The organism is Acinetobacter sp. N1-1, from assembly GCF_056711485.1.
On the sequence record NZ_JBWXUO010000012.1, the window covers coordinates 679955 to 693757 of the forward strand.

Here is a 13803-nt window from a genome sequence, read left to right on the forward strand (position 1 = left end):
TGATTGAATGCCTATATGTTAGGCAATTTTATATGTAATAAATTGGGGAGCCTTACGGCGTTACTACCCAGAGGTATTTGAAATGGCTAAAAAGATTGACGGCTATATCAAGCTGCAAGTCCCAGCTGGTAAAGCGAATCCATCTCCTCCTATTGGTCCTGCATTAGGTCAACGTGGTGTTAACATCATGGCATTCTGTAAAGAATTCAATGCTGCTACACAAAAAGTTGAACCAGGTCTACCAATTCCTGTTGTAATTACAGTTTATAATGATAAATCATTTACATTTATCATGAAAACTCCACCTGCTGCTGTTCTTCTTAAGAAAGCTGCTGGTGTTCAAAAAGGTTCTTCTGAGCCACACAAAACTAAAGTGGGTAAATTAACTCGTGCGCAATTAGAAGAAATTGCTACGACTAAAGAACCTGATTTAACTGGTGCTGACTTAGATGCACGTGTTCGTACCATTGCTGGTTCTGCACGTTCTATGGGCTTGGAAGTGGAGCTGTAATAAGATGGCAAAGTTAACTAAACGTCAAAAAGCAATTTCTGCTATTGATTCAAACAAAGTTTATTCTTTGGAAGAAGCGGTAGAAGTAATTAATGGCTTCCCTGCAGCTAAATTTAAAGAATCACTAGACGTTTCTGTAAATCTAGGTGTTGATCCACGTAAATCAGATCAAGTTGTACGTGGTGCGACAACTTTACCTGCAGGTACAGGTAAAACTGTACGTGTAGCTGTATTTGCTCAAGGTGCTGCTGCTGAAGCTGCTAAAGCTGAAGGCGCTGATATCGTTGGTTTTGATGACCTTGCTGAAAGCATTCAAAAAGGTAATCTTGACTTTGATGTTGTCATTGCTGCTCCTGATGCTATGCGCGTTGTTGGTAAGTTAGGTACAATTTTAGGGCCACGTGGTTTAATGCCAAACCCTAAAGTAGGTACAGTAACTCCTGACGTTGCTGGTGCAGTTAAAAATGCTAAATCTGGTCAAGCACGTTACCGTGTAGACAAAGCTGGTATTATTCATGCTGGTATTGGCCAAGTTGGTTTTACAATTGAAGCTGTACGTCAAAACTTAGAAGCATTGGTTGCTGACTTGAAAAAAGCAAAACCTGCAACTTCTAAGGGTATCTACATCAAAAAAATCACTTTGAGCTCAACAATGGGTCCTGGTGTAACTGTTGATGTAAACAGTATTTCTAACTAATTGTTAGAACAGAATTCTTAAATCTCTAAAGATAAAGATTAAACTCTCTATCTTTAGAGTGGACTTTGAATTGATAGGTTAAAGCCTATTAGCGTCAAAGACCTCAGGCGAGAAGAAATTCTCTTAATAATTTAGCCTGCGTAGACGCGGTGGTGTGATTATTCCTCCTCCGCGTGTAAGCCTTTTAGGCTTACGAATTGGGAGTGTATTCTTTGAATACATAAATCACCTTAGGAGGTTTTACAGTGGCTCTACTATTAGAGAACAAAAAAGAAATCGTTGCTCAAGTAAACGAAACTGCGAGCAAAGCTTTCTCTGCTGTTGTTGCTGACTACCAAGGTTTAAACGTAGAGCAGTTAACTCAACTTCGTGTTGAGGCTCGTAAGTTAGGTGTTTCAACACGTATCGTGCGTAACACACTAGCAAAACGTGCACTTGAAGGTACTCAATTCGATATCTTAAGTGACAACCTAGTTGGTCCAACAATTCTCGGTTTTTCAACTTCTGAAGACGACATGGGTGCAGCTGCACGCTTGTTCGAAGAATTTGCTAAAGCAAATAAAGCATTTGAACTTAAAGCTGCCGCATTTGACGGTAAAGTTTATCAAGGTGCAGAAGTTAGCGTTATCGCAAATCTTCCAAACCAAGAAAAAGCGCTTACTATGCTTGCAAATGTTCTTCAAGCTCCAATTTCGAAATTGGGTCGCTTACTTACAGCGCTCAAAGAGAAAGACGAGCAAGAAGCTGCATAATCCATTACCTACACCATTTAATTTCCATTTGGAGTTATTCTCATGGCTTTAACTAACGAAGAAATTTTAAACGCAGTTGCTGAAAAAACTGTTCTTGAACTTGTTGACCTAATCTCTGCTTTCGAAGAGAAATTCAACGTATCTGCTGCTGCTGTTGCAGTTGCTGCTGCTGGTGGTGATGCTGCTGCTGCTGAAGAGCAAACTGAATTCAATGTTGAATTAACAAGCTTTGGCGGTAACAAAGTTGCTGTAATTAAAGCAGTTCGTGAAGCAACTGGTCTTGGTCTTAAAGAAGCTAAAGATCTAGTTGAAGGTGCTCCACAAGTTCTTAAAGAAGGCGTGAGCAAAGAAGACGGTGAAGAGCTTAAGAAGAAACTTGAAGCAGCTGGTGCTACAGTTACACTTAAGTAATTTACATCCGGAGTCAATTATTAAAAAATTGGCTCCAGATATGGCTGATGGCTCTTGGGTCATCAGCCTTTTTGCGTTACAATAATCGGCTCGGTTTTTTATTGAACTGTGATAAAAGTCTAAATTTTAGTAAAAAACGATCCAATTCAAACGCTTACCAATATTTTTCGCTCTAAAAATATTGTTAAGCGTTTTATTACCACTCTCATTTGCAGCATTTGTAAGCAGTGGTGGCCATATCGGCCTGCGTAATTCCTTCTAAACCCGAACTGCAGGCGGGTTTAGTTTTGTACTTTCCGAGGACTCCAGATGGCATACTCATATACCGAAAAAAAACGGATCCGTAAGAATTTTGGTAAATTGCCCCAAGTGATGGATGTTCCGTACTTGCTTTCGATTCAAGTCGACTCGTACAGAACGTTTCTACAAGATGGTAAATTAGCAAAAACCCGAGAAGATATAGGTCTCCAAGCTGCGTTTCGTTCAGTTTTTCCAATTGAAAGTTATTCCGGCAATGCTGCTTTAGAATTTGTTGAGTATAGCCTTGGTAAGCCTGAGTTTGATGTGCGCGAGTGTATTCTTCGTGGCTCGACTTATGCGGCACCAATGCGCGTTAAAATTCGCTTGATCATTAAAGATCGCGATACCAAAGCAATTAAAGATGTTCGTGAACAAGAAGTCTACATGGGTGAAATCCCATTAATGACTGAGAACGGTACATTTGTAATTAATGGAACTGAGCGTGTAATCGTGTCTCAGTTGCATCGTTCTCCAGGTGTGTTCTTCGATAGCGATAAAGGTAAAACACACTCTAACAAGACACTTTATTCTGCGCGTATTATTCCTTACCGTGGTTCATGGTTAGATTTTGAATTCGATGCAAAAGATTTAGTATATGTACGTATTGACCGTCGTCGTAAACTTTTAGCGACTGTTATTTTACGTGCTTTAAACTACACAGATGAACAAATTCTAGATTTATTCTATGAAAAAGTTCCTGTTTATCTAGATATGGGTAGTTATCAAATTGAATTAGTTCCAGAGCGCCTACGCGGTGAAATGGCTCAGTTTGATATCGTCGACAACAGTGGAAAAGTCATTGTTGAGCAAGGTAAACGTATTAATGCACGTCATGTACGTCAAATGGAAGCTGCTGGTTTAACTAAACTTTCTGTTCCAGATGAGTACTTGTACGAACATATTACTGCACAAAATATCACATTACGTGATGGTGAAGTTATTCCTGCAAATACTGTACTTAGTCATGAAGTTATGGTTAAGCTTGCAGAAGGCGGCGTGAAAGAATTCAATATCTTGTTTACTAATGATATTGACCGTGGTCCTTATATTGCAGATTCATTACGTGCTGATATTACACGTGATCGTGACGAAGCACTTGTAGAAATCTACAAAGTAATGCGTCCAGGCGAGCCACCAACCAAAGAAGCCGCAGAAAACTTATTCAATAACTTGTTCTTCTCTACAGAGCGTTATGATTTGTCGGCTGTTGGTCGTATGAAGTTTAACCGTCGTTTAGGGCGTCCATACGAAGTTGGCACAGACCAAAAAACACGTGAAATCGAAGGAATTTTATCTAACGAAGATATTACTGATGTAATGCGTACATTGGTAGATATTCGTAATGGTAAAGGTGAAGTCGACGATATCGACCACTTAGGTAACCGTCGTGTACGTTCTGTTGGTGAAATGACAGAAAACCAATTCCGTGTAGGTCTAGTTCGTGTTGAACGTGCTGTTAAAGAGCGTTTAAGCCAAGCTGAAACAGATAACCTATCACCACAAGATTTAATTAATGCGAAGCCTGTTGCTGCTGCAATTAAAGAATTCTTTGGTTCTAGCCAATTATCTCAGTTCATGGATCAAAACAACCCATTGTCTGAGATTACACATAAACGTCGTGTATCTGCGCTTGGACCAGGTGGTTTAACACGTGAGCGTGCAGGCTTTGAGGTACGTGACGTACATCATACTCACTATGGTCGTGTATGTCCGATTGAAACGCCTGAAGGTCCAAACATTGGTTTGATCAACTCGCTTTCAGTTTATTCTAAAGCAAACCATTTTGGTTTCTTGGAAACACCTTACCGTAAAGTTGTTGATGGTCGTGTGACTGAAGATACAGAATACCTTTCTGCAATTGAAGAAGTAGGTACTGTTATTGCACAAGCCGATGCAGTGGTTGATCCAGCGGGTCACTTGCTAGAAGAAATGGTAACTGTGCGTCACCAAGGTGAAACACTGCGTATGCCTCCTGAGCGTGTAACGCATATGGATGTATCTGCACAACAGGTTGTATCTGTTGCAGCATCATTAATTCCGTTCCTTGAACACGATGATGCGAACCGTGCATTGATGGGTTCAAACATGCAACGTCAGGCAGTGCCGACACTTCTTGCTGATAAGCCACTTGTTGGTACAGGTATGGAAGCAAATGTTGCACGTGACTCAGGTGTATGTGTAATTGCACAGCGTGGCGGTGTCATTGAATTTGTTGATGCTTCTCGTGTTGTTATTCGTGTCAATGAGAGTGAAATGGTTGCGGGTGAAGCAGGTGTAGATATCTATAACCTGATTAAGTACACACGTTCAAACCAAAACACATGTATTAACCAAAAAGTACTTGTTAACCTTGGCGATAAAGTTGGTCGTGGTGATGTACTTGCTGATGGCCCATCTACAGATGGTGGTGAATTAGCACTTGGTCAAAACATGCGTGTTGCGTTCATGACATGGAATGGTTACAACTATGAGGATTCGATTCTATTATCAGAACGTGTTCTTCAAGAAGATCGTTTAACATCAATCCATATTCAAGAACTATCATGTGTTGCACGTGATACGAAACTTGGTGCAGAAGAAATTACTGGCGATATTCCAAACGTTGGTGAAGCTGCATTATCTAAGTTAGATGAATCAGGTATTGTTTACATCGGTGCTGAAGTAACAGCGGGTGATATTCTTGTAGGTAAAGTGACACCTAAGGGTGAAACACAATTAACACCTGAAGAAAAATTACTTCGTGCAATCTTTGGTGAAAAAGCAGCAGATGTAAAAGACTCTTCGTTACGTGTTCCATCTGGTACGAAAGGTACTGTGATCGATGTTCAGGTATTCACACGTGATGGTCTTGAAAAAGATGAACGTGCGCTTGCAATTGAAAAAGCACAGTTAGATTCTTACCGTAAAGATTTGAAAGAAGAATACAAAATCTTTGAAGAAGCGGCACGTGAACGTATCGTACGTCTACTGAAAGACCAAATGTCTAACGGTGGTGGTACAACGAAACGTGGTGATCAGCTGACTGAAGATAAATTATCTCAATTAGAAATGGTGGATTTACTTGAAATCCAACCGTCTGATGAAGGTATTGCTGAACGTCTTACTCAAATTCAGACTTACCTGAAAGAGAAGAGTGCTGAAATTGATGAGAAATTCGCTGAGAAGAAACGTAAGCTTTCAACAGGTGATGAGTTAACAACAGGTGTATTGAAAGTTGTTAAAGTTTACCTTGCTGTGAAACGTCGTATTCAACCTGGTGATAAAATGGCAGGTCGTCATGGTAACAAAGGTGTTGTATCAAACATCTTGCCTGTTGAAGACATGCCGCATGATGCCAATGGTGTACCTGTAGATGTAGTGCTTAACCCGCTTGGTGTACCTTCACGTATGAATGTGGGTCAGATTCTTGAGACACATTTAGGCTTAGCTGCAAAAGGCTTGGGTGAGCAAATTGATAAAATGCTCAAACAGCAACGTACAATTGCAGAGCTACGTGAATTCTTAGACAAAATCTATAACAAAGTTGGTGGAGAGCAAGAAGAGCTTGAAACACTAACTGATGATGAAGTCTTAATTCTTGCTGGTAACCTGAAAAAAGGTGTTCCTTTAGCAACGCCAGTATTTGATGGTGCTGAAGAAGAGCAAATCAAAGAGTTGTTAGAGCTAGCTGAATTACCACGTACAGGTCAACAAACATTGTTTGATGGACGTACAGGTGAGCAGTTTGATCGTCCAGTAACTGTGGGTTACATGTACATGCTTAAGTTGAACCACTTGGTTGATGACAAGATGCATGCACGTTCTACGGGTTCTTACTCGTTAGTAACGCAACAGCCATTAGGTGGTAAAGCACAGTTTGGTGGTCAGCGTTTTGGTGAGATGGAAGTCTGGGCATTAGAAGCATATGGTGCAGCGTATACGCTACAAGAAATGCTTACTGTGAAGTCAGATGATGTTGAAGGTCGTACACGTATCTATAAGAATATTGTAGATGGAAACCATTATATGGATCCGGGAATGCCTGAGTCATTCAACGTACTGACCAAAGAGATCCGTTCTTTAGGTATCAACATTGAACTGAAAAATGGTGACTAAGCTGTAAAGCTCATCAAATTTCAGTAACAAACAATATTTGTGACCCTGCCGAGTGAATACATGAATTCCCTCGGCACACGGAGAGAAGAATTGAAAGACTTGCTCGATATCATGCGTAAAAAAACGGACTCTGACGGTCATACTCCAGTTGAGTTTGATCGCATCCGTATTGGTCTTGCATCACCAGAAATGATTAAATCATGGTCTCATGGCGAAGTAAAAAAGCCTGAAACCATTAACTATCGTACGTTTAAACCAGAACGTGATGGTTTATTCTGTGCCAAAATCTTTGGTCCAGTAAAAGATTACGAATGCTTGTGTGGTAAATACAAGCGTATGAAGTACAAAGGCGTCATTTGTGAAAAATGTGGCGTTGAAGTAACAACTGCAAAAGTTCGTCGTGAACGTATGGGTCACATCGACCTTGCAACACCAACTGCACATATTTGGTTCTTAAAATCATTACCAAGCCGTATTGGTTTGTTATTAGATATGACTCTACGTGATATTGAACGCGTATTGTATTTCGAATCTTATGTTGTAACAGACCCAGGCTTAACAGAGCTTGAAAAATACCAGCTTCTAAATGATGAAGAATACTTTACAGCTTTAGAAGAGCATGGTGATGAATTCACAGCGAAAATGGGTGCTGAGGCTGTTCAAGATCTATTAAAAGATATTGATCTTGAAGCAGAGATTTCTCGTTTACGTGAGGAAATCCCTCAAACAACTTCAGAAACAAAACTGAAAAAAGCATCTAAGCGTTTGAAACTGATGGAAGCATTCTATCAATCAAACAATAAGCCAGAGTGGATGGTGTTAAATGTACTACCAGTACTTCCACCAGATCTACGTCCATTAGTACCACTTGAAGGTGGTCGTTTTGCGACATCTGACTTAAATGATTTATACCGTCGTGTGATTAACCGTAACAACCGTTTAAAACGTCTTTTAGACCTAGCTGCACCGGACATTATCGTACGTAACGAAAAACGTATGTTACAAGAGTCTGTAGATGCATTGCTTGATAATGGTCGTCGTGGTCGTGCAATTACGGGTTCTAATAAACGTCCATTAAAATCTTTGGCAGACATGATCAAAGGTAAGCAAGGTCGTTTCCGTCAGAACTTGTTAGGTAAGCGTGTAGACTATTCTGGTCGTTCTGTAATTACAGTTGGTCCAACGCTACGTCTTCATCAATGTGGTTTACCGAAAAAAATGGCACTTGAATTATTCAAACCATTTATTTTTGCGAAGCTACAGGCATCAGGTCAAGCAACAACCATTAAAGCTGCGAAGAAAATGGTTGAGCGTGAGACACCTGAAGTATGGGACGTACTTGCAAACGTAATTCGTCAACATCCAGTAATGTTGAACCGTGCACCAACACTTCACCGTCTTGGTCTACAAGCATTCGAACCTGTACTTATCGAAGGTAAAGCGATTCGTCTACACCCACTCGTATGTGCGGCATTTAACGCCGACTTCGATGGTGACCAAATGGCGGTTCACGTACCATTGACACTTGAAGCACAGCTTGAAGCACGTGCATTAATGATGTCTACAAATAACATCTTGTCACCTGCAAATGGTGAACCAATCATCGTACCTTCTCAGGACGTTGTATTGGGTCTTTACTACATCACGCGTGATGCGGTAAATGCACAAGGTGAAGGCATGGTGTTTGCAGATACTCACGAAGTAAACCGTGCGCTTGCAACACGTCAAGTAAACATGCATGCGCGTGTGAAAGTACGTGTACACCAAACGATTATTGATGAAAATGGTAACCGTGAAAAGCAAACCATTATTGTTGATACAACACCAGGTCGTTGCTTACTTTGGGAAGTTGTTCCTGAAGGTTTAAGCTTTGACATGATCAACCTTGAAATGACTAAGAAAAACATTTCTAAGTTGATTAACACTTGTTACCGTAAACTTGGTTTAAAAGACTCAGTTATTTTTGCTGACCAGTTGATGTACCTTGGTTTCCGTCAAGCAACACGCTCAGGTGTGTCTGTTGGTATGGAAGATATGGTGATACCACCAACAAAACAAGTGATCATTGATAAAGCAGAAGCTGAAGTTCGTGAAATTGAAGATCAATTCGAGCAAGGTTTCGTAACTGCTGGTGAACGTTATAACAAAGTTGTCGATATTTGGGCGCGTACAAACGACCAAGTTGCTAAAGCGATGATGGATAACTTGTCTTCTACACTTGTTAAAAACAAGAAAGGTGAAGATGAGAAGCAAAAATCATTCAACAGTATCTACATGATGTCAGATTCTGGAGCGCGTGGTAGTGCTGCACAGATTCGTCAGCTTGCAGGTATGCGTGGTCTGATGGCAAAACCAGATGGTTCGATTATTGAAACACCGATTAAAGCAAACTTCCGCGAAGGTTTAACAGTACTTCAGTACTTTATTTCAACGCACGGTGCGCGTAAAGGTTTGGCCGATACAGCATTGAAAACAGCGAACTCGGGTTATCTAACACGTCGTCTTGTAGACGTTGCACAAGACTTAGTAATCACAGAACCAGATTGTGGTACTGCTGGTGGCTTAGTCATGACACCATTAATTCAAGGTGGTGATGTAATTGAAGCACTACGTGATCGTGTACTTGGTCGTGTAACTGCTGAAGATGTACGTCGTGCTTCTGATGATGAGATTGTTTTACCGAAAGGAACGCTCATTGACGAGAAAATCGCTGCTTATCTTGAAGAAGCGGGTGTCGATGAAGTTAAAGTTCGTTCAGTTGTAAGCTGTGAGTCTACATTCGGTGTGTGTGCGAACTGTTATGGTCGTGACCTTGCTCGTGGTCACTTGGTAAATCCAGGTGAGTCTGTGGGTGTAATGGCTGCTCAATCGATTGGTGAGCCAGGTACACAGTTAACAATGCGTACGTTCCACGTTGGTGGTGCTGCGAGCAGAACATCTGCTGCAAACAGTGTTCAAGTACGTAATAAAGGTACTGTACGCTTCCATAATGTGAAAACTGTACAACACTCGAAAGGACACCAAGTTTCTGTGTCACGTTCTGGTGAAGTAGGTATTGCAGATGAGTTGGGTCGTGAGCGTGAACGTTATAAACTACCTTACGGTGCAAGCATCTTACTTAAAGATGGTCAAGCTGTAGAAGCTGGTGGTATCGTTGCAACATGGGATCCGCATACACACCCACTTGTAACAGAAGTTGCTGGTAAAGCACGCTTCTCACAAATTGTTGATGGTTCGACTGCAACATCGAAAACTGATGACACAACAGGTATGACAACTGTTGAAATCTTACCTGTAACAGCACGTCCTGCTTCTGGTAAAGATTTACGTCCAGCGATTGTACTTGATACAGCTGATGGAGGTGAGCAGTTCTACTTCCTACCACAAAACACAATTGTTACTGTCCGTGATGGCGAAACAATTGGTGTCGGTGACGTTATTGGTCGTGTACCACAAGAATCATCTCGTACACGTGATATTACCGGTGGTCTTCCACGTGTTGCCGATTTGTTCGAAGCACGTAAGCCAAAAGAACATGCAATCCTTGCTGAAATTTCAGGTGTTGTAAGCTTTGGTAAAGAAACTAAAGGTAAGTATCGTCTTGTAATTACGCCTAATGATGGTTCTGAAATCTATGAAGAGTTGATTCCAAAATGGCGTCAAATCAACGTATTTGAAGGTGAGCATGTAAACCGTGGTGAAGTCGTTTCTGATGGCCCACAGAATCCACATGACATCTTACGTCTGAAAGGTGAAGTTGCATTAACAAATTATATTGTTAATGAAGTACAAGATGTTTACCGTTTACAAGGTGTAAAAATCAACGATAAGCATATTGAAGTTGTTGTTCGTCAAATGCTTCGTAAAGTAGATATTGTTGATGGTGGTGATACAAGCTTCATTAAAGGTGAGCAAGTAGATTACATCCGTGTAATGCAAGAAAACCAAGCAGTATTGGCACAAAACAAGTTCCCTGCGAAGTTTGACCGTCAATTGATGGGTATTACAAAAGCATCATTATCTACAGATTCATTTATCTCTGCTGCATCGTTCCAAGAGACAACGCGTGTCTTAACAGAAGCTGCTGTAACAGGTAAAGAAGATGATTTACGTGGTCTTAAAGAGAACGTGGTTGTTGGTCGTCTAATTCCAGCAGGTACGGGCTTGGCATACCACTTAGAGCGTCGTCGTCAAGAGTCTGAAGCTGCTGAATATGAACTTCAAAATGACTTTAGCGATGTTGATCAAGCATTTAGCCAAGCATTGAATGAAGAACAGTTCTAAAATTTGCTGTTAAAGCAATATTGAAAAGGCACCTTAGGGTGCCTTTTTTATGGATTGGTAATATCTGCGTAGAAGTATAATTGCTGTGGTAAGAATAATAAAAACAGTACCCAAATATGTCAGAGTTGCAGTTTTTAGTGTTACAAACTGATTGAGTATCCCCATACCAATGACAGGAATAGACATACCCAAATAAATAATGACAAAAAAACTAGATGTAATGGCAGCTTTATATTCTTTAGGGCTATGCTGTGCCAAGTTTGCTAAGCAGGCTCTAAAGCTAAGACCTTGCCCCCAACCGCATAAAGCTGTTGCAATACAAAGCAGCATAAAATTTTTAAAGTAAATACATAATGTAAAAGGAAGTAATCCTAAGAGTAGTGCATAACATCCTACAAATTCACGTTTTTCTTTTGTAATAAAAGGCTCGCTCATTTGCCCTAAAACAGATGCAATAAACAAAATGAAGATAGTCAGTCCAATTTGAACAGCATGATGAACTTCAAAAATATGGTTTAAAATAGATGGGATAATAGAAGAGTAAAACCCCATAACCATGAAGCCTGAGAACCCTGCAATAGCAACAGGGGCAAAGATGTTTTTAACCTCATTTGGTAATGCTAAAAGTTGTATTATTAAATGAATTTGAGGTGCTTTTAGCTAACTTTCTGGAATAAAGTAAAGTAGGCAGATGGTAAATATCGAAAGTAATAGGTGAATGATATAAGGCATTATTTTAGGATTTGGCAAACTTTCTACAATGATTCCACCAATGAGAGGACTACGATCTAAGCCTAGAATATTGCTACCAATTGCGATAAGTGTTGCAACTCTACACCAGTTTGTGCAATTTATAAAATTATCACTGTTGCTGTTTAAGCGTATAAACCTACTGAAAGCCAGAGAATAGGCGAGCGATAAGCCATAGCCCTACCAAATGTAAAAATAGGGTAGAAATCATTGAAAAAATGAGGGTGGTTGTAAAGCTTGTAATATGTTGTTCAGCTTGATAGATGGGGTAAATGGCTGTTAGCAATATTATACCAACCATATTAATGAGAAAGATAAACGCAAGATTTATACAGGAAAAATAGGGTTTTCTAATCTGTTATTTTAGGAGATCAATCTATCTGAGCTAAATAAATTGAAGAATAAAAAGCCCACATAATGTGGGCAAATTATTTAAATTACTTTTTGTGTTTGATCCAAATAGTATAGATTGCAATGAGTATGACTAACCAAATACCACCTACATAAAGTGCAGGGCGTAAGTCTGGGAAATAGCCTATTATACCAATAACAAACACCATAAATAGAGTGGCTAAGATAGGTGCAACAGGCCAACCAATGACAGGAAAGTCTAGTTTCTTAATTTCTTCAGCAGACAGTTTCTTACGCATACCAAAGTGTGCAAGTAAAATCATGAGCCATACATATACAGTTGCAAATGTACCAATAGAAGCAATGATTTCAAATACATTTTCTGGAATGAGGTAATTTAACACGACACCAATGAGCAGAACCCCTGCCATAACAACTATAGTCATCCATGGCACACCATGTTTTGATGTTTTTCCAAAGATTTTAGGAGCTTGCCCTTTTTTAGCCATGCCATACATCATACGACCTGCGCCAAAAACATCACTATTAATTGCTGAAATTGCAGCGGTAATTACAACAATATTTAATACTGCGGCAGCAGATTTAATGCCAAGACCCTCAAAAATTTGTACAAATGGGCTGCCATTTCCTCCAATTTGATTCCAAGGAAAAATTGAAAGTAGTACAAAAATAGTGAGTACATAAAATAAAAGAATACGAAAAGGTACCGCATTAATTGCATGTGGAATTGCTTTTTTAGGATCTTCAGACTCACCAGCCGTGATACCAATAACCTCCACACCACCAAATGCAAATACAACTACAGAAAAGCAAGCGATAAGACCACCAATTCCGTTAGGCATAAAACCACCATGCTGCCAAAGGTTCGTAATGCTTGGTATAACGGTTGTTTTAGGTAAGTGGAAGCCATAAAGTAAAATACCTAATCCGCCAAGAATCATAGCAATGATTGCACTAACTTTTACAATAGATAGCCAGAACTCAAGCTCACCATATACTTTAACGTGAATAAGATTTATTCCACCTAAAAAGAAGATAAGCGATAGAATCCAAGTCCAACGAGGTACATCAGGGAACCAAAAGCCCATGTAAATGCCAAATGCCGTAACATCGGCAATAGCAACAATGACCATTTCAAATACATATGTCCACCCTGTGGTAAATCCCCAAAGTGGGCCAATATATTCAGTTGCATAACGGCTAAAAGAATCTGAAACAGGGTTGTGTACAGCCATTTCCCCAAGTGCTCGCATGACAACATAAATGGCAAGCCCAGCTAAAATATAAGCCAAAATGACTGATGGCCCTGCAAGCTGAATTGCTGAAGCTGAACCATAAAAGAGGCCTGTTCCAATGGCAGAACCGAGCCCCAAAAAACGTATGTGGCGCGTACTTAATCCACGCTTTAAAGATGATGTCTGTGACATTATTTACTCCAATCCGTGCCACATATTGTATAGAAGCGAGTCAGTGAGTCCACATAATATTTATTCATCCTAAACAACTGATTAAAAACTGTCTATTTTTTATTCTTGTTAAGAGAGCTTTGATAAAAATATAGAGAAATATTTATGCTAAATAATAATAATTTTTTAATCAAAAAAATGATTAATTAAAATACTTTACTAATA

8 protein-coding genes are annotated in these 13803 nt (G+C 39.9%); 6 read left to right on the forward strand and 2 right to left on the reverse strand.

All coding sequences use genetic code 11. From position 1 onward, the window contains the following. The first annotated feature begins 82 nt into the window (after nucleotides 1–82). From rplK to rpoC, 6 genes are all read left to right on the forward strand, one after another. Nucleotides 83–511, forward strand: coding sequence for a 50S ribosomal protein L11 (rplK, locus tag AC1MPL_RS03420; protein ID WP_479764244.1), 429 nt, complete (start codon nucleotides 83–85; stop codon nucleotides 509–511). Between the two features lie 4 nt (nucleotides 512–515). Continuing rightward, entirely contained in the window at nucleotides 516–1208 is a 693-nt protein-coding gene (rplA, locus tag AC1MPL_RS03425) for a 50S ribosomal protein L1 (protein WP_479764245.1), read from the forward strand. Nucleotides 1209–1453: 245 nt separating this feature from the next. Beyond that, nucleotides 1454–1960 (forward strand): 50S ribosomal protein L10, encoded by a 507-nt coding sequence (gene rplJ / locus AC1MPL_RS03430; protein ID WP_479764247.1) that lies wholly within the window; start codon nucleotides 1454–1456, stop codon nucleotides 1958–1960. A gap of 42 nt (nucleotides 1961–2002) precedes the next feature. Further along, entirely contained in the window at nucleotides 2003–2371 is a 369-nt protein-coding gene (rplL, locus tag AC1MPL_RS03435; RefSeq protein WP_479764249.1) for a 50S ribosomal protein L7/L12, read from the forward strand. Nucleotides 2372–2680: 309 nt separating this feature from the next. Then, nucleotides 2681–6766, forward strand: coding sequence for a DNA-directed RNA polymerase subunit beta (rpoB, locus tag AC1MPL_RS03440; protein WP_479764250.1), 4086 nt, complete (start codon nucleotides 2681–2683; stop codon nucleotides 6764–6766). Between the two features lie 90 nt (nucleotides 6767–6856). Further along, complete coding sequence (gene rpoC / locus AC1MPL_RS03445) at nucleotides 6857–11050, forward strand: DNA-directed RNA polymerase subunit beta' (protein WP_479766144.1); 4194 nt, start codon at nucleotides 6857–6859, stop codon at nucleotides 11048–11050. A 33-nt stretch (nucleotides 11051–11083) separates the two neighbouring features. On the opposite strand, the gene AC1MPL_RS03450 is transcribed toward rpoC, so the two are convergent. Both AC1MPL_RS03450 and AC1MPL_RS03455 read right to left on the reverse strand, forming a co-directional pair. Beyond that, the gene (locus tag AC1MPL_RS03450) at nucleotides 11084–11695 is read right to left on the reverse strand and encodes an MFS transporter (protein WP_479766145.1); all 612 of its coding nucleotides are present in this window, start codon (nucleotides 11693–11695) and stop codon (nucleotides 11084–11086) included. A gap of 542 nt (nucleotides 11696–12237) precedes the next feature. Next, a complete protein-coding gene (locus AC1MPL_RS03455) occupies nucleotides 12238–13599 on the reverse strand; it encodes an amino acid permease (RefSeq protein ID WP_479764252.1) in 1362 nt (453 codons plus the stop codon). Nucleotides 13600–13803: the final 204 nt, after the last annotated feature.